At 47.1% G+C, this 26,519-nt stretch carries 24 protein-coding genes; 17 read left to right on the top strand and 7 right to left on the bottom strand.

Annotation, left to right across the window (positions count from 1 at the left end):
• Positions 1 to 38 precede the first annotated feature (38 nt).
• From FJD32_RS14935 to galE, 5 genes are all read right to left on the bottom strand, one after another.
• Positions 39 to 2,357 carry an OmcA/MtrC family decaheme c-type cytochrome gene (locus FJD32_RS14935; RefSeq protein ID WP_088585810.1) on the bottom strand — a complete coding sequence of 773 codons (2,319 nt, stop codon included), beginning with the start codon at positions 2,355 to 2,357 and terminating at the stop codon, positions 39 to 41.
• Positions 2,358 to 2,778: 421 nt separating this feature from the next.
• Entirely contained in the window at positions 2,779 to 3,768 is a 990-nt protein-coding gene (locus FJD32_RS14930) for a LysR family transcriptional regulator (protein ID WP_037430852.1), read from the bottom strand.
• Between the two features lie 391 nt (positions 3,769 to 4,159).
• A complete protein-coding gene (locus FJD32_RS14925) occupies positions 4,160 to 4,585 on the bottom strand; it encodes a polymer-forming cytoskeletal protein (protein WP_047539190.1) in 426 nt (141 codons plus the stop codon).
• A gap of 74 nt (positions 4,586 to 4,659) precedes the next feature.
• Complete coding sequence (napF, locus tag FJD32_RS14920; RefSeq protein WP_047539189.1) at positions 4,660 to 5,145, bottom strand: ferredoxin-type protein NapF; 486 nt, start codon at positions 5,143 to 5,145, stop codon at positions 4,660 to 4,662.
• A gap of 76 nt (positions 5,146 to 5,221) precedes the next feature.
• Complete coding sequence (gene galE, locus FJD32_RS14915) at positions 5,222 to 6,235, bottom strand: UDP-glucose 4-epimerase GalE (RefSeq protein ID WP_140906871.1); 1,014 nt, start codon at positions 6,233 to 6,235, stop codon at positions 5,222 to 5,224.
• Positions 6,236 to 6,275: 40 nt separating this feature from the next.
• On the opposite strand from galE, the gene FJD32_RS14910 reads away from it, so the two are divergent.
• Positions 6,276 to 7,175 (top strand): IS982 family transposase, encoded by a 900-nt coding sequence (locus tag FJD32_RS14910; protein WP_088585327.1) that lies wholly within the window; start codon positions 6,276 to 6,278, stop codon positions 7,173 to 7,175.
• Positions 7,176 to 7,251: 76 nt separating this feature from the next.
• On the opposite strand, the gene galU is transcribed toward FJD32_RS14910, so the two are convergent.
• Positions 7,252 to 8,160: a UTP--glucose-1-phosphate uridylyltransferase GalU gene (galU, locus tag FJD32_RS14905; protein WP_037416817.1), complete on the bottom strand. Its 909-nt coding sequence runs from the start codon at positions 8,158 to 8,160 to the stop codon at positions 7,252 to 7,254.
• Between the two features lie 323 nt (positions 8,161 to 8,483).
• On the opposite strand from galU, the gene phhA reads away from it, so the two are divergent.
• The 7 genes from phhA to ompW all read left to right on the top strand — a co-directional run bounded on the left by phhA (position 8,484) and on the right by ompW (position 15,391).
• Positions 8,484 to 9,299, top strand: a complete 816-nt coding sequence (phhA, locus tag FJD32_RS14900; protein ID WP_088585809.1) for a phenylalanine 4-monooxygenase — start codon at positions 8,484 to 8,486, stop codon at positions 9,297 to 9,299.
• Positions 9,300 to 9,380: 81 nt separating this feature from the next.
• Entirely contained in the window at positions 9,381 to 9,719 is a 339-nt protein-coding gene (locus FJD32_RS14895) for a 4a-hydroxytetrahydrobiopterin dehydratase (protein WP_088585808.1), read from the top strand.
• A gap of 274 nt (positions 9,720 to 9,993) precedes the next feature.
• A complete protein-coding gene (gene tyrR / locus FJD32_RS14890; RefSeq protein ID WP_011071819.1) occupies positions 9,994 to 11,532 on the top strand; it encodes a transcriptional regulator TyrR in 1,539 nt (512 codons plus the stop codon).
• A gap of 342 nt (positions 11,533 to 11,874) precedes the next feature.
• Positions 11,875 to 12,861: a fumarylacetoacetate hydrolase family protein gene (locus FJD32_RS14885; protein WP_047539177.1), complete on the top strand. Its 987-nt coding sequence runs from the start codon at positions 11,875 to 11,877 to the stop codon at positions 12,859 to 12,861.
• 83 nt (positions 12,862 to 12,944) lie between these two features.
• Complete coding sequence (gene maiA, locus FJD32_RS14880; RefSeq protein WP_037416829.1) at positions 12,945 to 13,595, top strand: maleylacetoacetate isomerase; 651 nt, start codon at positions 12,945 to 12,947, stop codon at positions 13,593 to 13,595.
• Between the two features lie 100 nt (positions 13,596 to 13,695).
• Positions 13,696 to 14,283, top strand: coding sequence for a nucleotidyltransferase family protein (locus tag FJD32_RS14875; RefSeq protein ID WP_088585807.1), 588 nt, complete (start codon positions 13,696 to 13,698; stop codon positions 14,281 to 14,283).
• 463 nt (positions 14,284 to 14,746) lie between these two features.
• The gene (gene ompW / locus FJD32_RS14870; protein WP_037416836.1) at positions 14,747 to 15,391 is read left to right on the top strand and encodes an outer membrane protein OmpW; all 645 of its coding nucleotides are present in this window, start codon (positions 14,747 to 14,749) and stop codon (positions 15,389 to 15,391) included.
• An 85-nt stretch (positions 15,392 to 15,476) separates the two neighbouring features.
• Here ompW and FJD32_RS14865 read toward each other — a convergent pair whose 3' ends face one another.
• Positions 15,477 to 16,220: an SDR family NAD(P)-dependent oxidoreductase gene (locus FJD32_RS14865; RefSeq protein WP_088586961.1), complete on the bottom strand. Its 744-nt coding sequence runs from the start codon at positions 16,218 to 16,220 to the stop codon at positions 15,477 to 15,479.
• A 117-nt stretch (positions 16,221 to 16,337) separates the two neighbouring features.
• Here FJD32_RS14865 and FJD32_RS14860 point away from each other — a divergent pair, with 117 nt between their 5' ends.
• The 9 genes from FJD32_RS14860 to FJD32_RS14820 all read left to right on the top strand — a co-directional run bounded on the left by FJD32_RS14860 (position 16,338) and on the right by FJD32_RS14820 (position 26,389).
• Positions 16,338 to 16,772, top strand: a complete 435-nt coding sequence (locus FJD32_RS14860; protein ID WP_037429152.1) for a YbaY family lipoprotein — start codon at positions 16,338 to 16,340, stop codon at positions 16,770 to 16,772.
• Positions 16,773 to 16,842: 70 nt separating this feature from the next.
• On the top strand, positions 16,843 to 17,784 hold the full coding sequence (gene metA / locus FJD32_RS14855; protein ID WP_037429149.1) for a homoserine O-succinyltransferase: 942 nt from the start codon (positions 16,843 to 16,845) through the stop codon (positions 17,782 to 17,784).
• Between the two features lie 696 nt (positions 17,785 to 18,480).
• A complete protein-coding gene (locus tag FJD32_RS14850) occupies positions 18,481 to 19,671 on the top strand; it encodes an acetyl-CoA C-acyltransferase (RefSeq protein WP_055647771.1) in 1,191 nt (396 codons plus the stop codon).
• A 132-nt stretch (positions 19,672 to 19,803) separates the two neighbouring features.
• Positions 19,804 to 21,300: a CoA-acylating methylmalonate-semialdehyde dehydrogenase gene (locus tag FJD32_RS14845; protein ID WP_055647772.1), complete on the top strand. Its 1,497-nt coding sequence runs from the start codon at positions 19,804 to 19,806 to the stop codon at positions 21,298 to 21,300.
• 161 nt (positions 21,301 to 21,461) lie between these two features.
• On the top strand, positions 21,462 to 22,619 hold the full coding sequence (locus FJD32_RS14840) for an acyl-CoA dehydrogenase family protein (RefSeq protein WP_055647773.1): 1,158 nt from the start codon (positions 21,462 to 21,464) through the stop codon (positions 22,617 to 22,619).
• A 64-nt stretch (positions 22,620 to 22,683) separates the two neighbouring features.
• The gene (locus tag FJD32_RS14835) at positions 22,684 to 23,457 is read left to right on the top strand and encodes an enoyl-CoA hydratase (protein WP_037416854.1); all 774 of its coding nucleotides are present in this window, start codon (positions 22,684 to 22,686) and stop codon (positions 23,455 to 23,457) included.
• Positions 23,457 to 24,608: an enoyl-CoA hydratase/isomerase family protein gene (locus tag FJD32_RS14830; RefSeq protein WP_037416857.1), complete on the top strand. Its 1,152-nt coding sequence runs from the start codon at positions 23,457 to 23,459 to the stop codon at positions 24,606 to 24,608. The genes FJD32_RS14835 and FJD32_RS14830 overlap by 1 nt, the downstream gene beginning before the upstream one ends.
• A 100-nt stretch (positions 24,609 to 24,708) precedes the next feature.
• Positions 24,709 to 25,611, top strand: coding sequence for a 3-hydroxyisobutyrate dehydrogenase (mmsB, locus tag FJD32_RS14825; protein WP_055647774.1), 903 nt, complete (start codon positions 24,709 to 24,711; stop codon positions 25,609 to 25,611).
• Positions 25,612 to 25,630: 19 nt separating this feature from the next.
• On the top strand, positions 25,631 to 26,389 hold the full coding sequence (locus tag FJD32_RS14820; RefSeq protein WP_055647775.1) for an SDR family oxidoreductase: 759 nt from the start codon (positions 25,631 to 25,633) through the stop codon (positions 26,387 to 26,389).
• The last annotated feature ends 130 nt before the right edge of the window (positions 26,390 to 26,519 follow it).

Raw genomic sequence — 26,519 nt, 5'->3', positions numbered from 1 at the left:
GTTTGGGTTGTGCAGGGGGCAACCCAAAGGTACTAGTACTAGTGTGCTACCTCTGCGTGTACCTTATCTATGCCATAAGTTTTACCTTCAGCATGGCAGGTCGCGCATGATTCTACTGGTAGGTTAGAAGATGTCGTTGCATTAACTCCTTCTACTGTTGCACCGTTACTTACGAAGTGAGCTACAGCTGCAGCATCTGAGTGAGCGTGACAGGTACGGCAGGATTCAGCCACTGGGCTAATGTAGTTACTACCCACTTTGATAGAACGTTTGCCTGAAGTTAAACCACCGTCAGTTGCGAACAGTTTTGCGCCGTCTTTATGGCACGCTGTGCAATCTGTTTCTGGTGATGGATAACCGAATAACGCACCATTAGCATCACGGAAGATACCTTCCACTACACCGAAGTTACCGCTGTGGAAACGGTGAGCAACAGTGAACAGGTCTTTGTTGTTGAATGTCACTTCAGGAGTGACAACTAACTTGCCATCAGCACCTTTATAGCCTGTTTGACCATGGCCTGATGCGCCAGTTGTATCGTTGTGGCAGTTCATACATTGATCGAAGGTGTAAACACCATGTCTATAACCTTTGGCGTAGTCTAAGGTGCCATGACAAGCGTTACATTTCGCTTCAGCTACAGTGATACGAGCTGGGTCGCTCATACGAGCTGTTGCTGCGGTACCACCATCTAAGTTGAAGAATTTCACTGGAGAGGTGTTACCAATTGGGCTTGTTGGGCCATATTCTAGACCTGTTGTATTACAGCTGACGACTTTGCCGGCTTTAGCGCAGAAGTTGGCTTCAGAACCAACGTAGATCGTGCCAGTTGCTTGCGCATCTGGAACATCTTTAACAATGGTTAACACTCCACCAGATAGAGTACCGTTTTCTAATTTTATGGAGTAGGTTTTGTTTGTTGCAGGATCAATTACTTCTCTCCATGAGTACACTGTACCATCTGTCGCCACATTACCAAGTAGTAAACCGTTAGCGGCTAACATACCTGTTGGGTTTGAAGTCGCGTTATAGGTTTTCAGTGATGTACCATCTGCAACCGGTGCACCGTTAATGGTGATGTTAGCTTTAAAGGTAATGGTTTTCATGCCGACAGTTGCAGATGGTGCAACTGTAGGAGTAGTGAAATCCACTTTCATCAGTGAAGCGTATTCAGCACGTTTACCCACACTGTGAACCACTGCTGGAGATAAGTTACCTGCGCCATGACAAGAGTTACATTGAGTGTCATCCGCTTGTGCTAAACCAAACTCAGAGTGATTTTCGCCAGTTGCGAAGTTGACTGTCATATGGCAGCCCACGCAAGCCTGTGCGTAAACGGTGTTATAGCTAGGTTGTTCAGTTGTGTGGCAAGAAGTACATTCTTTAAGATCAGATGGGAATCCAATCTCGCTCCACTCTTTAGCAGTTTTATTGGTTAAATCGAAGTTCGCTGCGTTTTCTGCACCAGAGTGGATCCGGTGGATCATTGCAGGGAAATCAAAAATCAGACCTGCTGCAAGGTTAGCGTCACTGGGTACTAGATCTGGGTTATGGCAAGTTACGCAGTTTTTAACGTCTTGATAATTATGGTGAGCTTCGATCTTAGCGATATGGCCATCAGTTTCACCGTGACAGTTTTTACATGCTGCACTCGATACTGTGTCTTTGCCTGATGCGGCTAACTCATCGGTCGCTGGGATAAAATCAACAGGTACTGAAAGTACTTTATCTGCTAAGGCAACGCCTTGGCTATTGGCGATATTGTATGCGCGTAAAAATACTCTGTGTACTGCATTAGGGTTATCATTTGGATTAATGATCGGTGCAGCACCATCGTAAGTCCAAGTGGCAGTGTATGTACCAGGGTTTGCTGTATCTTCAGTTAATTTACAAGCATTCTTAGTACCGTTAAGGCCGTTTAGAGTACAAGTTAATGAGCTACCCGCTTTGTTTGCCGTAGCATTGTTTTGCCATTGAATTGGCGCACCAGTGCCTGACGTATTGTCATTTGCCGTTAAAGAGTAGATCGCAATTTTATCGAGTCCCATAAAAGGAACATCTTTGCCTGCGCTCTTTCCGGTTAAGCTGAACTTAACACTGAAGCCTTCGCTGCTGGTGACTTTGATATCAGCTGGGCTAAGAGTAAATTTCAGATCGGTTATAGATTCTGCGGTTTTAGCAAAAGAACCAGCGGGTAACCCTGGTGTACCAGGCGTACCCGGTGTTCCAGGGGTACCAGGTGTTCCGGGCGTGCCGGGTGCACCATCTTGCCCGTCTTCTCCGTCCCCGCAGGCGGTTAAACACAAGGCACTAGTGAGAGCTAGTGCCAGTAGAGATTTATTGTAGTTTTTCATCATCGCGTCCCTTTTTCTTTCTATAAGACTGCGTGTGCAGTGACTCTACTATAGGTCGAACAATCTACTTATAAAGGGGTATTTGCAAGTTTGTATCTGATATGTGAACAGTGATTTAACACACCAAAATGGAAATTCTAAAATGTGAAATTAAGTATTTCGCAAATTAGAATCTGACGGTAAAAGTGAGATATGGATTGCAGAATGTTATTTTTGTTTTTAACAATTTGTTGAGATTAATTTTCAATTAATTTTACTTAAAGATACTGATGAAACATTTATCAAATGCTTTTTTACAGTGAAAAATAAAACAAAAACAACTATTGAGAATCATAGTGTACAGAGGGAGAATGCGCTGTATTTACTTAAATTTAACAATTGAAGCTTTTGTAAATAGTGGCACAAGCATCCATGCTTTTGGGGATTATTGACTGACTCGCGTATTGAAAGGCGTGAGGGCGGTTAATAATGAACTGACGACAAGTTCGCATTGTGTTTGACTGTAGCGTCGATGGCTTCGTGGCTTTTCTACGAGAAAATACTGTGGTGGCATAATCGTTTCATGTAGACGATGTAACTCTGCGATGGGAAGCGGCGCTAGTTTTAATCCCGGCATATGTTTTACGGTATGCATATCAATACTCGAACAAAATGCCACACTTTGCATGGTGAGAAGGTGGGCATACCATTCTTCCCGATCCGTGACTCTTTCAATCGAGGGTAACAACAGCCCTTGGCGCTGACAGAACAGTTCTAGTGGGTCAATTCTGCTGTTAAAGCCCTTCAGTTCAATGCATAGAAATGAATAACGGCATATGTGCTCAAGGCTGATTTCAAGTTGGCTTTCCCAAAGGGAATGATGTTTCGAGGCAACGACATAGACATTTGAAATACAGCCTAAGCGTGTAACACTAAGCTCTTTGGATTCGGTCGGCTCTATTGTGATCCCAAAATCTAATTCACCTGCATGTATCAGTTCCGCACTATTGTCTTGCCACTTGTGTAGTCTTATTTGGCCTAATTCACTTATCACATCGGGTGAGCTGAGCTGTGGTGCTAAGAAACTTAATAATCCATTACTTGCGGCTATATGGAGCGGTAATTCAACGTGACTCGCTGCATTTTGCAGCTGCATTGCAGATTGTTCTAGGTGATAAACCGAATCGGTGAATTGGCAAATAGCGACATACAGACTTTCAGCAAGAGGTGTGGGTTTGAGCCCCTGTTGGCGCCGATAAAATAGTTCATCATTAAATGTTAACCGTAGCGCATTGAGACAGCGGCTAATTTTGGGAGCCGACACATTTAACGCTTTGGCGGCACTATTTGCATGTCCGTTATCAAAAATACTTTTAAATACAAGTAAGGTGAATACATCAAGTTCGCAGATTTGTTTTAGTAATTGATTGCTCATTTGGTCTCGCCTTGCGATGAGTCTGAGTCTGCAGTCACACAGTTTTGCCTAAGCATATCGATACCATTGATTAAGCAGCAAACCGTATGCACAAAATGCATTGTTGGTGGATTAGGTTAGCAGTTGTCGTACGGCTTAACTGTGATCTCAATCTTTAATTTAACAATTGGTTAACCAACGATGCTAGTCATTGGATTGTATGGTGTTTATTTAGGCGATTTTGGGCTGGAGGAGTAATTTAGCGAGCTCATCATCTTCATCAGAGTCGCTCGTAGTTGGTTGGAACAACGACACATCACTCGCGTGACGTAGGCTAGAATTTAGCGGCGCAAATAAAGGTTAATCTCTAAACGTCGACACACCCTCGCTCTTTTATGGGCTGAAATGTGGATTAGTCATTTTGACTCTGCGATAACAATACGTTTGTCGATGTTGCAGAGGGCAGGCTATGTGCGTGGATTGTCTGGTGATCTTCCTTAATCCTTAAACCAATAAACTGGCCGCCTTCATTGACTTGCATTGAAGTACAAGCAACATCACCGTCGACAATCCCATGTGCTTGGATGACTAAGCGCTCGCAAATCAATCGGCCTTTGAAATAACCATCAATAATTAATTCTCGACACTTTACCTCGCAGTGAAGACTTCCCGTTTGCTCAACAATCACATTCGCCTGTGACAGTATTTGACCTTGAACTTCACCACCAATCAACACATCGCCAGCAAATTCAATATTGCCAGTCAGCCTAGTGCCTTTAGCAATAAAACTGAGCGCGGGGGACGATTTGCGGGTAAACAGGAGATTTTTGCCAAACATGGTGATGAGAAACCTAATACATTGGGAATGAAATACTAACGTAAATACAGGGACAAGCCTAGGGCGCTCAATGGCTATTCTGCTTGCTTAATACTAATCGCTTGATTTGGGCACGGAGCGACACAGGCGCCACAACCCGTACATAGGCTTGTATCAATTTTCGGCATAGGCGCTTTGCCTACACTTAGGGTGAAACTGATGGCGCGGGGCTCACAAGCATCCTTACAACTTTGGCACCAAATACCTTGAAAGGTTAAGCAGTTATCTTGAATAGCCGCGATGTGTTGCCATGGCGTTTGGGTCAAATCAAACAACTTTTGCTCAGGACAGACAGTGGCGCATTGAGTACAAAAAGTGCATTCATTGTCCTTAAACGAGACTTCAGGGAAGCCGCCATCACCTTTGAAAATTATCTTAGTTTCACAGGCGGTGATACAGGCTGAGCAGCGAGTACAGATATCGGTAAATTCTACCCCCTCGCGCACCCAAGGCGGCCTAATCGCCAAGGACTTTCGGCGACTAAAGAGACTACGGCGACTGTGATTAATGCTTTCTGTCATAGGTGTTTAATGGATAACAATCTTTATTAATCGAGAAGAAAAATGGCTTGGGAATTACCACAAGCCATTTAGATGATTAGCTTTTATAACCATTGGGATTGGTTGATTGCCAATGCCAACTGCTATTGGCCATATCCTCAATACTATGGGTCGCCTGCCAGCCCAAATCGGTTCTAGCATGCTCAGGGTTTGCATAACAGGCGGCAATATCTCCTGGGCGGCGTGGTGCAATCTGATAGGCAATCGATTTACCACAGGCTTTCTCGAAGGCTTTAACCATATCGAGCACGCTGTAACCTTGGCCTGTACCTAGATTGTAGGTGACAAGCCCCGGTTTTGTGGCGAGTTTCTCAAGGGCTTTAAGGTGACCAATGGCTAAATCCACCACATGGATATAATCACGAACGCCAGTTCCATCGTGGGTTGGGTAATCATTGCCGAACACACTGAGGGCCTCGCGTTTACCCACGGCGACTTGGGCTATAAATGGCATCAAGTTATTCGGAATATCGTTAGGATCTTCGCCAATCAAACCACTGGCATGGGCACCAACGGGGTTGAAGTAACGTAAACGAGCGATATTCCAACTTGGGTCGCTATGGTGTAAATCCGCCAGAATATGCTCAACCATCAATTTAGATTGACCATAGGGGTTAGTGGCACCCGTTGGAAAATCTTCGGTAATGGGCAGGCTAGCAGGATCACCATACACAGTTGCCGAGGAACTAAAGACGAGATTTTTCACCTTAAACTCTGCCATCACTTGGCAAAGAATTAAGGTGCCAGTCACGTTATTCTCATAGTATTTCAGTGGCTTAGCTACTGACTCGCCGACGGCCTTTAATCCAGCAAAGTGGATAACGGCATCGATGTTATGGTCGCTAAAGACTTTCTGCAGTAAGGCCTTATTGAGAATATCGCCTTGGTAGAATGTGACCGATTTACCGGTAATGCGCTCGACACGGTTTAGTGCTTCGATACTTGAATTAGACAGGTTGTCTAATACAATCACTTCGCTTCCCGCATTAAGTAACCTGAGCTTCGGATAAGAATTTAGCTCCCAAAAGGAACTAAATGCTCGTTCCCTGATCCGATCATTCGACCAAGAGTGATTAGAAAAAGGAACGAGCATGAACAAACTAGTTGAAACTTACTGTGATGTCGATGATTTCTGTCAGTTATTTATCCCACATTGGCAACGCTTATTGCTTGATAATGGTGAAATGAAGCGTAATAGACCTTGTCGCCTTTCTCCCGCAGAAGTGATGACCATTATCATTCATTTCCATCAATCACATTACCGAGATTTCAAAAATTATTATCTGCACTATGTTTGTCGCCAGCTAAAACCCTATTTTCCAGAGTTGTTGAGCTACACTCGTTTCCTTGCATTAATGCCTAGCGTCGTTGTCCCTATGTGTAGCTATCTGACTTCAAAGCTTGGAAAGCCAACGGGAATTCAGTTTGTCGACTCCACTAAAATTGAAGTCTGTCATATTATTCGAGCGAAGCGAAATAAGGTTTTTGAAGGCATTGCCGAACATGGAAAGGGAACTATGGGCTGGTCGTTTGGATTTAAACTGCATCTTATTATCAATCACTTGGGTGAAATTGTAGCGTTAAAACTGACGAAAGGTAATGTCGATGACAGGCAACCTGTCAGTGAAATGGCTGAGTCTCTTTTTGGTAAGCTTTATGGTGATAAAGGCTATATTAGCCAAGCCCTAACAGGTGAGCTTTTGGAAAAGGGCGTTGAGTTAATCACCACAGTTCGTAAGAACATGAAGAAAAAGTTTATTTCTCTATGGGATAGAGCAATCTTAAAAAAGCGATTCATCATTGAAACAGTGAATGACCAATTGAAGAACATTTCCTATATTGAACACTCAAGACACCGCAGCGAGCATGGGTTCATGCTCAATCTACTTGGTGGATTGATTGCATATTGTTTAAAAGAAGAAAAGCCATCGTTAAATCTAACAGCTCAGGAGCTTGAACTGTTAGATAGCTCTAATTTAGTGCTGGCTTAACCAGATCTGAGGTTAAGTAATTCCACTACGGTATGAGTGCCAATATAACCGGCGCCTCCGGTCACTAAAATCGTCATTATTTAATTCCCTTTACAACTGTTTTTAAGTAGTGGGCAAAATCTTCACCGATTTCGCTGTGGCGCAGAGCGTATTCTACGTTAGCGCGCATATAGCCTTGTTTGTTACCGCAGTCGTGACTCTTACCTTGCATATAGTAAGCGTTTACGGTTTCTTGCTTCATTAACATCGCAATGGCGTCTGTTAATTGGATTTCATCACCTGCGCCCGCAGGCGTTTTGGCCAGCAATGGCCAAATTGCTGCGGGTAACACGTAACGGCCAACAACGGCTAAGTTAGATGGCGCTTCATCAACTGGAGGTTTTTCAACGAGTTCGACTAATGGCTCTGATTCACCAGGCTGTAAATCGTGGCCGTTCACATCGGCAATACCATATTGATTGACTAAATGATGTGGTACGCCTTCAACCATGATTTGACCCACTTGGGTTTCATCAAACAGGCTTACCATTGCGGCAAGGTTATCGGTTTTTAAGTCGCAACTGGCGTCATCGATAATCACATCCGGCAGCAATACGGCAAAAGGCGCATCACCTACTACGGATTTAGCGCATAAAATAGCGTGACCTAAGCCTTTAGCTTGGGATTGACGTACGCTGATCACCGTCACGTCTTTCGGGCAAATGGATTGCACCGCTTCGAGTAATTGACGTTTTACGCGGCGCTCTAATTGCGCTTCTAATTCAAAACTGGTGTCGAAATGGTTTTCGATAGAGTTTTTACTGGCGTGGGTTACGAGCACAATTTCTTTGATACCCGCAGCAATAGCTTCACTAACGACATATTGGATCAGTGGCTTATCAACAACAGGGAGCATTTCCTTAGGGATAGCTTTGGTCGCAGGAAGCATACGAGTGCCAAGTCCGGCGACAGGAATAACGGCTTTACGAATTTGATGTTGTTTCATTGCGAACCTTCAGATTAAGGAGAGGCGATTATTGGGCAATATTGTAAATGACCTACGCAGAAAAGCCATTTGCAAACACCGAAATTTGTCGGTTTTTCTGCATATTATCAGCCTATCGTCGTCATTTTTGAGCGGCAGTGTCAAGGTTTGCTAGCAGTCAGGCTCAGATCCGATTTGGATCCACCAAGGGTTTTAAATGCTTTGTAATATTTGCTTTACGTTTGCGTCACATTATCGCGTAAACAATAAACTGTGAGGGAGTTAACAAAAATCGAGGCTTAGATCACTATGGAGGCATTAGCGTCAGCCATGAAGTGAATTTTATGACTAAAGAGATAGCGCACACCGCGCCCTATGTTGCGCGAAGTGCAGATGATTCAGGGTATATCCATTACCCGCAGGAAGAACATGATATTTGGAGCCAATTATATGCTCGCCAAGCGGTGAACCTACCGGGGCGTGCGTGTCAGGAATATCTCCAAGGGCTCGATGCCTTGGCGATGCCGAAGGACCGCATTCCACAATTGGCAGAGATAGACAAAGTATTGCAAGCAACCACGGGCTGGAAAACCGCTGCCGTGCCGGCCTTGATTTCCTTTGGCCGCTTCTTTGAGCTTTTGGCCAACAAGGAATTTCCGGTTGCGACCTTTATCCGCCGTAAGGAAGAGTTTGATTACCTGCAAGAGCCGGATATTTTCCATGAGATCTTTGGTCATTGCCCCTTGCTGACCAATCCTTCTTTCGCCCATTTTTCCCATATCTATGGTCAATTGGGCTTAAATGCCAGCAAGGAAGACCGTGTCTTTTTAGCGCGCCTGTATTGGTTTACCGTCGAGTTTGGCTTACTCAAGCCCCAAGATGGCGAATTGTGTATCTACGGCGGCGGTATTTTAAGTTCTCCCGGCGAAACCTTGTATGCCATGGAAAGCCAAGTGCCGGAGCGTAAGCCCTTCGATCTCTTAGATGTGCTGCGCACGCCTTATCGTATCGATATTATGCAGCCGATTTATTATGTGATTGAACATATTGATATGCTGGATGAAATTGCCAAGATGGACATCATGGCCTACGTGGCTAAGGCGCGTCAGCTAGGCTTGTTTGCCCCTAAGTATCCGCCTAAGGCCAAGAAAGCAAGCTAACTGATGACTGTTAAAAACGAATTAAATAAAGCGTAATAAGGGCAACGGATTGATCCCCTAATGTTGCCAAGAGGAGTATGTATGACAGCGTTAACCCAAATGAAATGTGAAGCTTGCCAAGCCGATGCACCGAAAGTGACCGATGCAGAATTGGCCGAACTTATCCGCATTATCCCCGATTGGGGCGTGCAAGTGCGTGATGGCATCATGCAATTGGAACGGGTTTACAAGTTTAAAAACTTTAAGTTAGCGATGGCGTTTACCAATAAGTTAGCGGATCTGGCCGAAGAAGAATTCCACCACCCAGGCATTTTAACCGAGTGGGGCAAGGTGACTGTGACTTGGTGGTCACACTCAATCAAGGGCCTGCATAAAAATGACTTCATTATGGCAGCCAAGACCGACCAGTTGTTAGATTAAAAAATTCAATTTTAAAATCAGCGCTTTAATTATATTTAGGCGCTGATTTTTTCTTCCTGTTACAAATACGCTGTAAACTAGACTTGCCACTTTGAGCGTAACCTTCTAACGTATACACGCCCAGCTATTTATCCTGCCTTTTACGTTTGCGTAAACTATGAAGGCTTAATCAAACGAATGTCTTACGAGGCCAAGCCTAAGGACTCGAACTCGAGATAATAGCTCTGCACGGTTTATCCCAAAATTCGAATCAAAATAGGGAATATCAGTCATTATGCGCTTGGAAGTTAGCTGTCAAGATCGCGTGGGTTTAGCGAAAGACATCTTAGTCGTGTTAGAACGTTATGGCATTAATCTCATTGCCATTGATGCCAGTAACCAAGGTTTTCTTTACCTGCAATTTGCTGAAGTCAGTTTTGAAACCTTAAGCGCCTTGATGCCGCAGATCCGCAAAGTGGAGAGCGTCCACGATGTACGAACGGTGTCATTTATGCCGTCGGAGCAAGAACACTACGCCTTAAAAACCCTACTTAAAACTCTCCCAGACTCTGTGTTTTCCATCGATGTGAAGGCACGTATTCGCATTGTGAACGAATCGGCGCTGCTCAATATGGGCATGGGTGAACACGAAGTGCTTGATGAATCCTTAAACCATTGGGTACAAGGGTTTAACTTCAGCCGCTGGCTGAGTGAGGGCCAAGTGCTGCCGCAGGCAGCGCGGGTTAATATCGGCCAAAACGAATATCTGGCTGAAATGTTACCGATTTATTTACCTGATGAGGACGAGAAAACTATCCTCGTCGGTGCGGTGGTGTCGCTTAAATCGCCTGCGCGGGTGGGTAAACAATTTAATGCGCTGCAAAATCAAACCACAGGCTTTGAAAATGTATTGGCCAGCAGTGACAAGATGAAAGAAGTGCTTAAACAAGCCCGCCGCATGGCGCAGCTCGATGCGCCATTACTGATCACGGGCGAAACTGGCACCGGTAAAGAATTAATGGCTAGAGCCAGCCATGATGCCAGCATGCGCCGCGAAAAGCCGTTTATTGCCATTAACTGTGCGGCATTGCCCGATAGCGCCGCCGAAGAAGAACTGTTTGGCTACGTTAGCCAAGGTAAAGTCATTAAACGTGGTTTTTTTGAAGAGGCGAAGGGCGGCACTGTATTTCTTGATGAAGTGGCTGAAATGTCCAAGGCGGCACAGGTTAAATTGCTGCGGTTATTACAGGATGGCACCTTTAGACGTATCGGCGGCGACGAAGAAGTCCGCGCCGATGTACGGATTATCTGCTCGACCCAGAAAAACTTAGCCGAGTTGTGCCAAACCGGTGAGTTTAGAGAAGATTTGTACTATCGCATCCATGTGCTTAGCTACCATATTCCGTCACTGCGCGAGCGCAAGGTCGATATCATTCCGCTGACGGAGATGTTCCTCGAGCACTACAGCCAGCAACTTTCTAGCCCTGTGAGACGGATTTCGGCTCAATGTCGCGATCATCTCTTAACCTATGCCTGGCCGGGTAACGTGCGTCAGCTTAAAAATGCAGTTTTTAGAGCCGTATCCATGTGGGATGGTTCAGGCGAGCTGACCGTTGAGCAACTTAAGTTACCATCCTACGCCGAAGGTTTTGGTTATTTCGATAATGCCTTCGAAGGTAATCTCGATGATGCGATGAAGCAATTTGAGGCTAGCTTACTGCGCCGCTTATATCCGGCTTACCCCAGTACTCGCCAATTGGCGAAGAAATTGGGCGTGTCTCATACGGCTATCGCCAATAAACTTAGGGAATATAAGATCGCCAAGCCAAAGTAATCTTGCTTTAAGCTTAGGATGTAACAGTATCGTTCCACTTTGTTGTCGACTTTTTCACCATATCGTTCAGCGAAATAGTGACAAGCGGCAACAGGGTAGGAAACGTAATGATTAGTTTACAAAATGTGAAAAAATAAGCTGAAATGTGATTTTGCTCACGCTATAGGAATCCGTCGTCGCTTCGGGTATTTCTACGCGCAGCAAACCCTAATACCGAGTCAATATAGGTTTTTATTCACCTATGTTCTCGTCAGCAAAAAATTCGCGTTAGCTGATATTGTCGGTTAACTATAACGAGATAAAAAGCGCAGTACGCCGAGCCGTAGAAGCACAGGAGCAGATATGAAACTTGCCAGTTATAACAATGGTCGCCGCGATGGTCAGTTAATGTTAGTGAGCCGCGATCTTACTCAAACGGTGGCTGTGCCAGCGATTGCCCATACGATGCAACAATTACTCGATGGTTGGGAATTGCTCAAACCGCAATTACAAGAATTGTATGATGCGCTCAACGAAGGCAAATTACCGAACGCGCAAGCCTTCGATGAAACCAAATGTTTATCACCCTTACCACGCGCTTATCAGTGGGCCGATGGTAGTGCCTATGTAAACCATGTGGAATTAGTGCGTAAGGCGCGCGGCGCTGAAATGCCAGAAACCTTCTGGACCGATCCGCTGTTTTACCAAGGCGGCTCTGACAGCTTTATCGCGCCCAAGGCGGATATCCCGCTGGCGAGCGAAGACTGGGGCATCGATTTCGAATCCGAAATCGCTGTGATCACTGATGATGTGCCCATGGGCGTGAGTGTTGAAAATGCAGCGAAACACATCAAACTGCTGATGTTAGTTAATGATGTGTCACTGCGTAATTTGATCCCTGCTGAACTCGCCAAAGGTTTTGGTTTCTTCCAATCTAAACCTTCGAGCAGCTTCTCGCCGGTAGCCATTACGCCAGATGAATTAGGCGCACGTTGGGAAGATTCAAAGGTGCACCTACCGCTTATCACATACCTAAACGGTGAGTTATTTGGCCGCCCGAATGCGGGTGTGGATATGACCTTTAACTTCAGTCAGTTAGTTTCTCATGTTGCTAAAACCCGTCCATTGGGTGCGGGCGCAATTATCGGTTCTGGTACGATTTCTAACTATGACCGCAGTGCCGGCTCAAGCTGCTTAGCTGAAAAACGTATGCTCGAAGTCATTGCCGATGGTAAAGCTAGCACACCGTTTATGCGTTTTGGCGACACAGTGCGTATTGAAATGCTTGATGACAAGGGAATGTCAATTTTTGGCTCTATCGATCAAAAAGTGGTTGAGTACAAGGCGTAAGGCTTTTTTATTTGAAAAGTGATAGATAATATCGACGGGGCTATTTAGCCCCGTTTTTCAGCATGACAAAAGGACAGCGTGAGATGAAACTATACGGTTATTGGCGCTCTAGCGCCGCCTATCGTGTGCGTATTGCCCTCAATCTTAAAGGTGTGAGCGCCGAGCAGTTATCGGTGCATTTAGTGCGTGATGGTGGTGAGCAGCACAAGGCGGACTATATCGCGCTAAACCCGCAGGAGCTAGTCCCCACTTTGGTGGTGGATGATGAGCAGGATGGGGATGCGTTATCCCAATCTTTAGCCATTATTGAGTATCTAGATGAACTCTATCCAAAGACACCGCTATTACCCGCATCAGCCCTTGAGCGTGCCCATGTTCGCGCCATGGCATTAACCATCGCCTGTGAAATTCATCCACTCAATAACCTGCGGGTATTGCAGTATTTAACTCAGAAGCTGAACGTTGACGAAGAAGCTAAAACCGCTTGGTATCACCATTGGGTGGCAACGGGATTTGCGGCACTTGAGACCCAACTGGCGCGCCATAGTGGCCGATATTGCTTTGGGGATAAGGTGACTATCGCAGATTTGTGTTTAGTGCCGCAGGTGTACAACGCGCAGCGTTTTAATGTGGATTTAACGCCGTACCCCAATATTATGCGAGTATGGGCTGAATGTAATTTATTGCCAGCCTTTGCGGATGCGGCGCCAGAGCGCCAAGCCGATGCAGTTTAACCTATCATTAACTGCTTATTAAGTGCGATGAAATCGATGATGAAGTGGCGTGAGTCGATGTCACTTCTGTGTTTCTAACTTATTAAAGCGGATATTGGCCATGACTGAAGCCGAATTAAATGCATTGTTATGCGCATGGCTAAGCCAAGATAAACAGCGGTTAAGGGCACTTGAATTAGCGCAGCAATGTGCCCAAGTGTATGATATTCCGCAGTGGTGCTTGGCGGCGGGGTTTGTCCGTAATCTGGTGTGGGACAAATTGCACGATATTAAGCCGCGTCCGTTAAACGATATCGATCTGATTTACTATTGTCCCTTGGATACTCTTCCTGAGCGAGATAGGGCGATAGAAGCCTACCTACAAACACTGGCGCCAGACTTACCTTGGTCAGTAAAAAATCAGGCGCGAATGCACCTTAAGCATCTCGACAATCCCTATCAATCGACACTGGATGCAATGTGTTATTGGCCCGAAATCGAAACTGCTGTCGGTGTGTCGCTTGAACAGACGCTTAAGTTTTCTGCTCCAGCCAATAAAGGCTTACATATTATCGCCCCCTTTGGCTTAGCCTCATTATTTGCCTTACAACTAACGCCCAATCCTCGGCGTCCTTTAGCGTTATTTCATCAACGGTTAGCCGCAAAGTCTTGGCTTAAACAATATCCGCGACTAGCTATAGCCTATTGAGCCATTTGGTTAAGATGAGTTTAGAGGCTTATTCTTTTATTCGCAGATGAGTGAGTGTAAACCGAAATAAGCACCTTCTAGGTCGATTCTTAATTCCTGTCTTTGCCTGCTTTTGGATTCTTTCGCGTTTTTTCTACTGAATATCGTCGAATTTCATCGGATTTTAATTTCAATTTATGTTGATTAAATGTAAATGGCGAAATTGGCAATTTTCCTCCTATTACCTCTTCGGGAGGTGATTAGTGATGGCTAATTAATGCGGTTGGTCACAAAAAATGAACCGGTATTGTCAATAAATGTTTAGATAACGTGACTTGTATCTCATGATTTATACCTCGAAATAAGTATCGCCGCCTAATCTTGATTTAGATCAATAAGGTGAATAATTTTATCTGGCAGTGTAGGCGTCAATTGTTAAGGATGTAATGTAAAACAAAAACCTATGTTGTACATATGGAGTATGATGATGAATAAAACTACTGTTTCTACACTGATCGCTGCCACCCTGTTAGCCGCTGGTTTCTCTGCTTCTGTTTCTGCCCATCAAGCGGGCGATATCATTGTTCGTGCCGGTGCTGTGGTTGTTGCGCCAAATGAATCGAGTGATGATGTTGCGGGCAATGGTGAATTCCAAATCAGCAATAACACTCAACTAGGCTTGAACTTTGGTTATATGCTGACCGATAACTTCGGGGTAGAGTTATTAGCTGCGACTCCATTTAGCCATGATGTCTCTTTAGGTGGTAATAAGATTGCTGAAACCAAACATTTGCCACCAACTCTAGTGGCACAGTACTATTTTGGTAATGCTCAATCTGCATTACGTCCATATGTAGGCGTGGGTGTGAACTACACTAACTTCTTCGACAATGAATTCACCAACGATTTAAATGGTGCCTTAACTGACTTAAGCATGAGCACCTCCTGGGGCCTAGCGGCGCAAGCGGGTATCGATTATCAAGTCAATAAAAACTGGTTAGTTAACGCCTCTGTGTGGTATGCGCAAATTAGCACCGATGTGAAGTTTAAGTTAGCGGGTGATACTAAAGTAATTGATACTGACATTAACCCATGGGTTTATATGGTCAGCGTGGGTTACACTTTCTAATCATCTGATTTTAAAGTAACAAAAAAAGGAGCCAGCGGCTCCTTTTTTGTTTTCGCAGTGTAATAAAGCTAAACGCGGAACAACACTACTTTTTAGCCTTTTTCGGCTTCCAGTGGCGAGTGTTATAGATAAACTCAGGCAGTAATTTAGTCAGCCAAGCCACTAAGCGCCAACGCTTGGTCACATAGACACGACGTTTACCCTGCTGCATGGCCTTAATGATCTGCGCCGCCACTTGCGGGAGCGGGGCAAGCCATAGGGTGCTTTGCTGCATGGCGGCCTTATCCAGTAAACCAAGTTGAATATCGGTAATAGTAATAGGCAACTTAAGCCGCTGGGCATGCATGCTTAAGCCTTCCAAATAGTTTTGCGCAAAGGCTTTAGAGGCATGATAAGCCACACTCGGGCCGCCGCGCAGACCAGCAATCGAGTTAATGGTGGCAAGCTGGCCGTAACCCTGTTCGCGAAATAATCTAAAAGCGGTATTACAGATAGCGGCAAAGCCCCGCACATTGACGTCGATAATGTCTTGCTCAGGTAACCATGGCAGCTCAGGGTCGTAGCTATTGAGTCCGGTATTCACCAAGACTAAATGAGCACCGCCGAGACTTTGCCAGACGTTTTCGAGTTGCTTGATGATGGCACTTGGCTGTTCAATTTGCAGTGAAAATACTTGTACTTTGGTAGGTAAGGTCGAGGCGAACTCGCGCAGCGATTCAACATCCTGTGCAAAAAGTGCTAATTCAACTTGCTGTTCGGCCAATTGTTTGGCAAGTTCGCGGCTTAAATGTGAGCTAGCGCCCACAATTATCGCAGTTGCTTGGGTCATAAATTTTTCGGCAACGAAATGGTGGCTTATCATAGGAAGATATGCCCAGCATGACAAGATTTATAGCTTGGGCGTATAGACATCCAGAAGTCTTTATGTATGATTAGGAGAAATGAAATGACACATGGGTTAAGGATTAGCGGACTGACATCTGCATGGCAAAAATGGGCGGCAATGGTATTACTCACTGTGACGACGATGATGACAGGTTGTGCCACACCAAATGCGGTTGTTGAGATTAAAGGTGAGGCCATGTATCGCGAACGTATCGCACTGCCTGCCGATGCCAAGTTGATTGTGCAGTTGCTTGATGTCTCTAAGATGGATGTACCTGCTGTGGTGATGGCAGAGCGTGAGAGTCAAGGCGCTAAAACCCCTACGCCATTTAGTTTTACTATAGGGCGCGATCAGTTTGAAGCAGGGCATACCTATGCCATTGGTGCAAGGATTATGCTCGGTGATAAGTTATTGTTTATTAATACTCAAGCCTATCATGTCGATCTCAATTCGACTGAGCCTATGACGATACTGCTTGAGAAAGTCGGCCGCTAATTTGTTTGCTCTTTGCTGAGTGGCATACGCGCGCCGGAACCCTTGATTGTTTGAACAGAAGAGGCGCGGTATGCCAGTTAAAATTCCAGATCATCTGCCAGCAGCAGGGATTTTAGAATCTGAAAATATTTTCGTAATGTCCGAAACTCGGGCCGCCAATCAGGATATCAGACCGATGAAGGTACTGATCCTGAACTTGATGCCCAATAAAATTGAGACCGAAACCCAGCTTCTACGCCTTTTAGGCAACACGCCCTTGCAGGTGGATGTGGATTTACTGCGTATTCACGATAAAGAGTCGAAGCACACTTCTATCGATCATATGAACACCTTCTACCGTGATTTTGAGGATGTGCGCCATAAAAACTACGACGGCCTAATCATCACTGGCGCGCCGTTAGGGCAAATTGATTTTGAAGATGTGACTTATTGGGACCATATCCGTGAAATTATCGATTGGTCACAGCAGCATGTTACCTCGGTGCTCTTCCTCTGCTGGGCGGCGCACGCTGGGCTTTACCATCTCTATGGATTAAATCGTAAAATCCTTGAGCAAAAGCGCTCAGGGGTGTTTGTCCATCGCCGCACCTGCCTGCATTTCCCGCTGCTGCGCGGATTTGATGATGAGTTCTTTGCACCGCATTCCCGCTTTGCCGAGATGGATATTGAGGAGCTTAAGCGACATCCTGAACTACAAGTGCTGGCAGAGTCCGAGGAAGCAGGAGCCTATTTGGTCCTCAGTCGCAATAATCGCAACCTGTTTGTCATGGGTCACCCTGAGTATCAAAAATCCACCCTAAACGATGAATATCATCGGGATTTGGCGCAGGGCTTAAACCCAAATGTGCCACAAAACTATTACCGTAACGATGATCCTAAGGCCGATGCCATTGCCCGTTGGCACAGCCATGGTAGCCTGCTAGTTAGCAACTGGCTTAACTATTACGTTTACCAATTAACGCCTTACGACCTGAGTGATATGACAGCGATGACACCATGGGAATCGCAGTAGGGACGTTGTTTTAGTTTGTCAGGCATTGACGGTTTCTTAAGCTCAATGCCTGTTGAATCACCTCGCTATGCTGTTTCTGTTTGCTTGAATTTTTTGAACTGACTAGGGCGTGTTGACGTTTCAGGGTTATTTTTGCAGCAATTAGGCTGGCTTTTATGCAAGGCAAAGTCCGTGCAGTGTAGTTATTCTACATAAACGGACGATAACGCAGCAGAAAAGCCAGCCAAATGCTGCCCGAAGGGTTCGTCTGGCAAGCCCTTGCTCTTTGTCGCTCGTCATTTGAGTAGAATAACTACACATCATTCCTCGTTTCGCGAGCACGAACTTGCCAGAACGAACAAAATCTAATCTCGAAACGTCAACACGCCCTAATAAATTTACCATTCGCTTAGCCACTGTTTGCTCGCCTGTTAACCTCATTTGTCTTTAGCGCTGTTCATCATCTGCTGGTAAGGTTTTGTTCCTGCTGCAAGGCAAGCGCTTTTATTGAGTCACTTCCTCCTTGTTACCATTTCAAATGCCGTTAAGGCCTCTCGACTGTAAATTCTGACTGACAATCTGACGTGGATAAAATCGATACATTAGACCAAGGAATACTTGCTTTACGTTCGCGTAAACGTCAGAGTGGTTTCATTGTTACTATTTATCCGCCGCTGGCGTGTGTTACCGCCAAGGCACATTTAGCTTGGAGTCCCCATGAGTACTGAACAATTTAACCAAGAGATCGTTATTGTTGCCGCTAAACGCACCCCAATGGGTGGCTTTCAAGGCAGTTTGTCTGGCGTAACGTCTCCGAGCTTAGCGGCCACCGCCATCAAAGCCCTGTTAGCTGATACCCAAGTTGCGGGTGATAAGGTTGATGAAGTGTTAATGGGCTGCGTATTGCCAGCGGGTCTGGGTCAAGCACCTGCGCGTCAGGCAACCTTAGGTGCAGGTTTACCCCTGTCTGTTGGCGCTACGACCGTAAACAAAGTCTGTGGCTCTGGGATGAAAACCGTGATGCTTGCCCACGATTTACTCAAAGCGGGCAGTGCTAAGTTGGTGGTTGCTGGTGGTATGGAAAGCATGAGCCAAGCTCCTTACTTGCTAGATAAAGCGCGCGCTGGCATGCGTATGGGCCATGGCAAGGTCTTAGATCATATGTTCCTCGACGGTTTAGAAGATGCCTACACTGGCGGCGCTATGGGCACATTCGCCCAGAAAACTGCCGATGAATACGGCTTAACCCGCGAGCAAATGGATGCCTTTGCCCTAAGCTCACTGGAAAAAGCCAATGCGGCTATTACTTCTGGCGCCTTCAAGGCGGAAATTGTACCTGTGACTGTGAGCGATCGCCGTGGTGATGTGACTATCGATACCGATGAGCAGCCTGGTAACGCTCGCCCTGAAAAAATCCCTGCACTGCGCCCAGCATTTGCCAAAGACGGCACTATTACGGCGGCAAACTCAAGCTCTATTTCCGATGGCGCGGCAGCGCTGATGCTAACCACCCGCGCCAATGCCGAGCAGTTAGGCTTAACTGTGCTGGCCACCATCAAGGGCCACACCACCCATGCCCAGGAGCCATCACTCTTTACCACTGCGCCCGTTGGCGCGATGGCAAAACTGTTGAGCAATGTCGGCTGGTCTAAGGACGAGGTTGACCTGTTCGAAATCAACGAAGCCTTTGCCATGGTGACTATGCTGGCCGTTTCTGAATTAGGTTTAGATATGGCCAAAGTGAACGTGAATGGCGGTGCCTGTGCCTTAGGTCATCCTATCGGTTGCTCGGGCGCACGTTTGCTGGTGACCTTAATTCATGCACTTAAAGCCCGTGGGCTTAAGCGCGGCGTAGCCTCACTCTGTATCGGTGGCGGTGAAGCGACCGCTATGGCAATCGAAGTCTAATCAAAGGCTTAATCGGGAATAACTGCTAAATCAACAAGACCAAGACTGAGCTGGCAAGGGCAAACATCCCACTGAGGATAAACATAATATCGCACCGCCAGCTCGACCCTAAACAAGGAAAAGGATTGCAACATGACCACACAAGTTAAGCATTACATCGATGGCGAATTCACCACAGGCACAGGAACATCACACGTGGTGACTAATCCTGCCAATAACGCGCCGATTGCCGTTATCAATAGCGCCACGACCGATGAAGTCCATGCGGCCATTGCTAGTGCTAAGGCGGCTTTTAAGACGTGGAAAGAAGTACCTGTGTCTGAGCGTGCCCGTGTCATGTTGCGCTACCAACACTTACTTAAAGAACACCACGACGAACTGGCGACTATCCTTGCCAAAGAAACCGGCAAAACCTTTGAAGATGCCAAGGGCGATGTGTGGCGTGGAATTGAAGTGGCCGAACATGCCTGCAACATTGCTTCATTACTGATGGGCGAAACCGTTGAGAATGTCGCGCGTTCAATCGATACCTACAGCTACACTCAGCCTCTGGGTGTGTGTGCGGGCATCACGCCGTTTAACTTCCCAGCAATGATCCCCCTGTGGATGTTCCCTCTGGCGATTGCCTGTGGTAACACTTTTATCCTTAAGCCATCAGAGCAAGACCCAATGACGCCGCAGCGCTTAGTTGAGCTGTTTGTCGAAGCGGGCGCGCCAAAGGGCGTATTGCAACTGATCCATGGTGATAAAACGGCGGTGGATATCCTGCTGGCCGATCCTGCGGTTAAGGCTATTTCCTTCGTCGGCTCTGTGGCTGTAGGTCAATACATCTACAAAACTGGTACCGATAACTTAAAACGCGTGCAAGCCTTTGCTGGGGCGAAAAACCACTGTGTGATTATGCCTGATGCGAATAAGCAGCAAGTGATCAACAACCTAGTGGGCGCATCGGTCGGCGCGGCGGGGCAGCGTTGTATGGCGATTTCTGTCGCGGTATTTGTCGGCGCGGCTAAAGAGTGGATCCCTGAACTCAAAGAAGCACTGGCGAAGGTTCGCCCAGGTTTATGGGACGATAAAGAAGCCGGCTACGGCCCGCTGATCAGCCCTGCCGCTAAAGCGCGCGTGCTCAAACTTATCGCCCAAGGTAAGCAAGAGGGCGCAGAGTGTTTACTCGATGGCAGCGATTTTACTGTGGCGGGCTATGAGTCAGGTAACTGGGTCGGGCCAACCATGTTCACTAAGGTCACGACCGATATGAGCATCTATAAAGAAGAAATCTTTGGCCCTGTACTGTGTTGCATGGAATCAGACTCCTTAGAAGCGGCCATCGAACTGGTTAACGCCAGCCCATACGGCAATGGTACCTCTATCTTTACCGCAAGTGGCGCCGCAGCCCGTAAATATCAACACGAAATCGAAGTTGGCCAAGTCGGTATTAACGTGCCTATCCCAGTGCCATTACCTTTCTTCTCGTTCACGGGTTGGAAGGGCAGTTTCTATGGTGACCAACACGCCTACGGTAAGCAAGCGGTACGTTTCTACACTGAAACTAAAACCATTACTTCCCGCTGGTTCGAGTCGGACATTGCGGTGGCAGCTGGCCCTAATATGAGCATTAACTTGCGCTAAGCGGTTTAAAAAACAGTTTAAACGCATTGTGAAACAGCAGGTGATTCAGTCTAAACGTGGCGCAGTTGGCGTCCATTGATGAAAGCCTGCTGATAAATTCACTGTGTATTACACAAAAGATATTGACGAAAGAAATGGCCAAAGAGTCATAGGAGAGCCAAATGGATTTTAATTTCAACGAAGACCAACGCCAATTTGCCGATCTAGCCCGCCAGTTCGCGGCGGATGAACTCGCCCCCTTTGCCGCCAAATGGGACGAAGAACATCATTTCCCGAAGGATGTGATCCAAAAAGCCGGTGAGCTGGGTTTCTGCTCCTTGTATTCCCCCGAGTCGGAAGGTGGCATGGGCTTATCACGCTTAGATGCCTCGATTATTTTTGAGGAGCTGGCAAAGGGCTGTACAGCCACAACGGCCATGCTGACGATTCACAATATGGCCACTTGGATGGTCACCACTTGGGGTACTGATACTCTGCGTCAAACTTGGTCTGAGCCTTTGACCACGGGTCAAATGCTCGCCTCTTACTGCTTAACAGAACCCGGCGCAGGCTCGGATGCGGCTTCACTGCAAACCAAAGCGGTGCGTGAGGGTGATGAATACGTGGTATCTGGCTCTAAGATGTTTATCTCGGGTGCAGGTTCAACTGAATTGCTGGTGGTGATGTGCCGCACGGGTCAAGCCGGGCCAAAGGGGATTTCGGCTATTGCCATTCCTGCTGACAGTGAAGGCATTATCTACGGTAAAGCTGAAGATAAAATGGGCTGGAACGCGCAGCCGACGCGCTTAGTCACCTTTGATAACGTGCGCGTGCCGGTTGCAAACCTACTCGGTGAAGAAGGCCAAGGTTTTACCTTTGCGATGAAAGGCTTAGACGGTGGCCGTATCAATATCGCTACTTGCTCTGTCGGTACGGCGCAGGCGGCTCTAGAGCGTGCAACCCAGTATATGAACGAGCGTCAGCAATTCGGTAAGCCGCTGGCAGCCTTCCAAGCGCTGCAATTTAAGCTTGCCGATATGGCGACCGAATTAGTGGCCGCGCGTCAAATGGTGCGTCTGGCCGCCTTTAAACTCGACAGTGGCGATCCAGAAGCGACCGCCTATTGTGCGATGGCGAAGCGCTTTGCTACTGATGTGGGTTTTCAAGTTTGCGATGCGGCGCTGCAAATTCATGGCGGATATGGTTATATCAGGGAGTATCCGTTAGAGCGTCACTTCCGTGATGTTCGTGTACACCAGATTTTAGAGGGCACTAACGAGATTATGCGCCTCATTATCGCCCGTCGTTTACTCGACGAAAATGCCGGACAAATCCTTTAAGCTGCCCTAATTGGACTGTAGGATTTGGCGATAACAGATTGGAAATATAAGGGAGCCGAAACAGATGGACTATTTAGTTGAGCGTATTGAAGGCCACACGGCCATTCTGACCATGAACAATCCGCCGGCCAATACTTGGACCGCCCAGAGTTTACAGGCGCTCAAGGCCAAAGTGCTGGAGCTTAATGCTAACAAGGACATTTACGCGCTGGTGTTAACTGGCGAGGGCAACAAGTTTTTCTCCGCGGGTGCCGATTTAAAACTGTTTAGCGACGGTGATAAGGGCAATGCGGCGAGCATGGCAAAACACTTTGGCGAAGCATTTGAAACCTTAAGCCAGTTCCGCGGCGTGTCGATTGCCGCCATTAACGGTTATGCCATGGGCGGCGGCTTAGAAGTCGCGCTGGCCTGTGATATTCGTATCGCCGAAACCCAAGCCGTGATGGCATTGCCTGAAGCGACCGTTGGCCTGCTGCCCTGTGCGGGCGGTACCCAAAACCTCACTGCTTTAGTGGGCGAAGGTTGGGCAAAACGCATGATCCTCTGCGGTGAGCGGGTGAATGCCGCCCAAGCGCTGAATTTGCGTTTAGTCGAGGAAGTGGTTGAAACGGGTGAGGCCTTAAATGCGGCGATTGCACTGGCCGCCAAAGTGGCGAATCAGAGCCCAAGCAGCGTCACCGCCTGTAAGACACTCATCCAAGCGGGGCGCCAAATGCCGCGTAGCCAAGCCTTACCGATAGAGCGTGAACTGTTTGTCGGTTTGTTCGATACTGAAGATCAGGCCGAAGGCGTGAACGCGTTTTTGGAAAAACGTAAAGCTGATTGGAAGAACCGCTAATGACAAATTTAGTAGATAAGGCTGCACACACGTCCACCACACAAAATGTGGTTTTTCAAACCTTAGCCACCGCCTCAGGTAAATTAGTTGGGGTGGTGACGCTCAATGTTGAAAAAGCCCTCAACGCCTTGGATCTCGATATGGTTCGAGCCATGACGGTGCAGCTCAATTTGTGGAAAAAAGATCCGTTAATCGCCTGTGTGGTACTCGATGGCAGCGGAGAAAAGGCGTTCTGTGCGGGTGGCGATGTGCGGGCGTTATATCACGCCTCAGTTGCTGCTAAGGGACAGGTGACTGAGGTCGCAAAAGTATTCTTTGAAGAAGAATATCGTCTCGATTATCTACTACATACCTTTGGCAAACCTGTGCTGGTATGGGGTGATGGCATAGTGATGGGCGGTGGTCTCGGCCTGATGGCGGGCGCGAGTCATAGAGTGGTGACAGAAACCTCTCGTATCGCTATGCCTGAAGTCACCATCGGGCTTTATCCCGATGTGGGCGGCAGTTATTTCCTCAACCGCATGCCGGGCAAAATGGGGCTGTTTTTAGGCTTAACGGCCTATCAAATGAACGCCGCCGATGCCTGTTACGTTGGCCTTGCCGATCATTATCTAAATCGTGACGACAAAGAGCTGATGTTCGATGCCATGGCGACTCTAGATTGGAGCGACACGCCAGCGCTGAACCATCAACGACTCGACTCGATGATCAACGAACTGTCGAACCAAGTTGATATTCCTAAAGGCGATAGTTTACTGGCCGAGAGCCAAGAGATTATCGATAGGCTGATGGCGGGCAGTTTAACCGATATCGTCAGCCGTATGTCGACCTTAAGCACCGATGAAGCATGGTTAAATAAAGCCTGCGCGACTATGTTGGCGGGCAGCCCTATCAGTTGGCATTTGGCGTATATTCAAACCCAACTCGGCACCAAACTGAGCCTAGCACAATGTTTTAAATGGGAATTAACCGTCAGCGTTAACACTTGTGCTAAGGGTGATTTCTGTGAAGGCGTGCGGGCACTGCTGATTGATAAAGACAGACAGCCCAAATGGCAATTTGCCGATGTGCAATCTGTGCCAAACAGCGTTATCGAGGACATTTTGACCTCACCTTGGGGAGAGGAACATCCCTTAAGCCAATTAAGCTAAGCCAATCGATGGCAGGTAAAGCTAGCACTTTGCCTGCCATTTTTATCTGGAATAACAACTATCTGGAATAATAAACACACCAGAACACAGGAGTGATGGCATGAGTACAGTAGCATTTATCGGTTTAGGTAATATGGGCGGCCCAATGGCGGCCAATTTATTAAAAGCGGGCATGACGGTACGTGTCTTCGACCTAGTGCCTGCCGCCATGCAAGCCTTGGCCGACCAAGGCGCTTTAGTATCGAGCACGGCATGCGGCGCCGCGGCGGGAGCTAATGTGGTGATCACTATGTTGCCCGCGGGCAAGCATGTCAGAAACTTATACTTAGGCAATGGTAGTGAGAAGGGGCTACTCGACGTAGTCGCTGGCGATACCTTGCTGATTGATTGCTCGACCATTGATGCCCAAAGCGCTCAATTGGTGGCAGCCGAAGCGGCTAAGAGTGGTATCGAATTTATCGATGCGCCAGTATCGGGCGGCACGGCGGGGGCTGCGGCGGGAACCTTAACCTTTATTTGTGGCGGTTCGGATATCGCCTTTGAGCGCGCGCAACCCGTACTCAATGCCATGGGCAAGAATATTTTCCATGCGGGCGGCGCAGGAGCCGGTCAGGTCGCTAAAATCTGCAACAACATGCTGTTATCTGTGTTGATGGTCGGTACTTCTGAGGCGTTGCAAATGGGGATTGACCATGGTCTCGACCCTAAAGTGCTGTCTGACATTATGAAGGTCAGCAGCGGTGGTAACTGGGCGCTTGAAAAGTACAATCCTTGTCCGGGCGTGATGGAGAATGTGCCTTCTTCTAAGGGCTATCAGGGCGGCTTTATGGTAGATTTGATGGTTAAAGATCTCGGCCTCTCCCAAGAAGCCGCATTATTGAGCAATTCGAGTACACCCATGGGCTCACTCGCGCGCAGCTTGTATGTGAATCATGCACGACAAGGTAATGGTCGCCGAGACTTCTCCAGTATTTTTGAACAATTTGCACCACTTAAAAAATAGATAAACAAGGGATAACCAGATGGATTTAAAAGATAAGGTTGTCGTCATCACTGGCGGCGCGGGTGGTTTAGGCTTAGCGATGGCGCACAATTTTGCGCAGGCGGGTGCTAAGTTGGCACTTATCGATGTGGATCAAGAAAAGTTAGAACGCGCCTGTGCCGATTTAGGCTCATCCACAGAAGTCCAAGGTTATGCGCTAGATATTACCGACGAAGAAGATGTGGTCGCAGGCTTTGCTTACATATTGGAAGATTTTGGCAAAATCAACGTATTAGTGAATAATGCCGGCATCCTGCGTGATGGTATGTTAGTCAAAGCCAAAGACGGCAAAGTGACTGACCGTATGTCATTCGATCAATTCCAATCGGTGATCAATGTTAACCTCACTGGCACCTTCCTTTGTGGCCGTGAGGCGGCTGCGGCGATGATCGAGTCGGGTCAAGCAGGGGTGATTGTGAACATTTCTAGCCTAGCTAAAGCGGGTAACGTAGGACAATCTAACTACGCGGCCTCTAAAGCGGGTGTCGCGGCGATGTCTGTGGGCTGGGCAAAAGAGCTGGCGCGTTACAATATTCGTAGCGCGGCGGTAGCACCCGGGGTGATTGCCACCGAAATGACAGCGGCAATGAAACCTGAAGCCTTAGAGCGTTTAGAGAAGCTTGTGCCCGTTGGCCGTTTAGGCCAAGCGGAGGAGATAGCCTCTACCGTACGCTTTATCATCGAAAACGATTATGTAAATGGTCGTGTCTTTGAAGTGGATGGCGGTATCCGTCTGTAACATGGTATCTTATTGATATTAAACAAAACCGAGCGTTTGCTCGGTTTTTTGTTGGCTAAAGTTAGCTCTCTTTTTTTAGTCTGTTCGCTTGGGTAAGAGTTGTTCGGAGGTTGACATTTACTGGCTATCC

This window comes from Shewanella sp. LC6, from assembly GCF_006385735.2.
Classification (GTDB): domain Bacteria; phylum Pseudomonadota; class Gammaproteobacteria; order Enterobacterales; family Shewanellaceae; genus Shewanella; species Shewanella xiamenensis.
This window is presented reverse-complemented; position numbering and strand designations above follow the sequence as displayed.

Bases quoted from the DNA above. Each gene is read 5' to 3' on its own strand.
- FJD32_RS14935 (WP_088585810.1), bottom strand. From the start codon at position 2,357: ATGATGAAAAACTACAATAAATCTCTACTGGCACTAGCTCTCACTAGT.
- FJD32_RS14930 (WP_037430852.1), bottom strand. From the start codon at position 3,768: ATGAGCAATCAATTACTAAAACAAATCTGCGAACTTGATGTATTCACC.
- FJD32_RS14925 (WP_047539190.1), bottom strand. From the start codon at position 4,585: ATGTTTGGCAAAAATCTCCTGTTTACCCGCAAATCGTCCCCCGCGCTC.
- napF (WP_047539189.1), bottom strand. From the start codon at position 5,145: ATGACAGAAAGCATTAATCACAGTCGCCGTAGTCTCTTTAGTCGCCGA.
- FJD32_RS14910 (WP_088585327.1), top strand. From the start codon at position 6,276: ATGAACAAACTAGTTGAAACTTACTGTGATGTCGATGATTTCTGTCAG.
- galU (WP_037416817.1), bottom strand. From the start codon at position 8,160: ATGAAACAACATCAAATTCGTAAAGCCGTTATTCCTGTCGCCGGACTT.
- phhA (WP_088585809.1), top strand. From the start codon at position 8,484: ATGACTAAAGAGATAGCGCACACCGCGCCCTATGTTGCGCGAAGTGCA.
- FJD32_RS14895 (WP_088585808.1), top strand. From the start codon at position 9,381: ATGACAGCGTTAACCCAAATGAAATGTGAAGCTTGCCAAGCCGATGCA.
- tyrR (WP_011071819.1), top strand. From the start codon at position 9,994: ATGCGCTTGGAAGTTAGCTGTCAAGATCGCGTGGGTTTAGCGAAAGAC.
- FJD32_RS14885 (WP_047539177.1), top strand. From the start codon at position 11,875: ATGAAACTTGCCAGTTATAACAATGGTCGCCGCGATGGTCAGTTAATG.
- maiA (WP_037416829.1), top strand. From the start codon at position 12,945: ATGAAACTATACGGTTATTGGCGCTCTAGCGCCGCCTATCGTGTGCGT.
- FJD32_RS14875 (WP_088585807.1), top strand. From the start codon at position 13,696: ATGACTGAAGCCGAATTAAATGCATTGTTATGCGCATGGCTAAGCCAA.
- ompW (WP_037416836.1), top strand. From the start codon at position 14,747: ATGATGAATAAAACTACTGTTTCTACACTGATCGCTGCCACCCTGTTA.
- FJD32_RS14865 (WP_088586961.1), bottom strand. From the start codon at position 16,220: ATGACCCAAGCAACTGCGATAATTGTGGGCGCTAGCTCACATTTAAGC.
- FJD32_RS14860 (WP_037429152.1), top strand. From the start codon at position 16,338: ATGACACATGGGTTAAGGATTAGCGGACTGACATCTGCATGGCAAAAA.
- metA (WP_037429149.1), top strand. From the start codon at position 16,843: ATGCCAGTTAAAATTCCAGATCATCTGCCAGCAGCAGGGATTTTAGAA.
- FJD32_RS14850 (WP_055647771.1), top strand. From the start codon at position 18,481: ATGAGTACTGAACAATTTAACCAAGAGATCGTTATTGTTGCCGCTAAA.
- FJD32_RS14845 (WP_055647772.1), top strand. From the start codon at position 19,804: ATGACCACACAAGTTAAGCATTACATCGATGGCGAATTCACCACAGGC.
- FJD32_RS14840 (WP_055647773.1), top strand. From the start codon at position 21,462: ATGGATTTTAATTTCAACGAAGACCAACGCCAATTTGCCGATCTAGCC.
- FJD32_RS14835 (WP_037416854.1), top strand. From the start codon at position 22,684: ATGGACTATTTAGTTGAGCGTATTGAAGGCCACACGGCCATTCTGACC.
- FJD32_RS14830 (WP_037416857.1), top strand. From the start codon at position 23,457: ATGACAAATTTAGTAGATAAGGCTGCACACACGTCCACCACACAAAAT.
- mmsB (WP_055647774.1), top strand. From the start codon at position 24,709: ATGAGTACAGTAGCATTTATCGGTTTAGGTAATATGGGCGGCCCAATG.
- FJD32_RS14820 (WP_055647775.1), top strand. From the start codon at position 25,631: ATGGATTTAAAAGATAAGGTTGTCGTCATCACTGGCGGCGCGGGTGGT.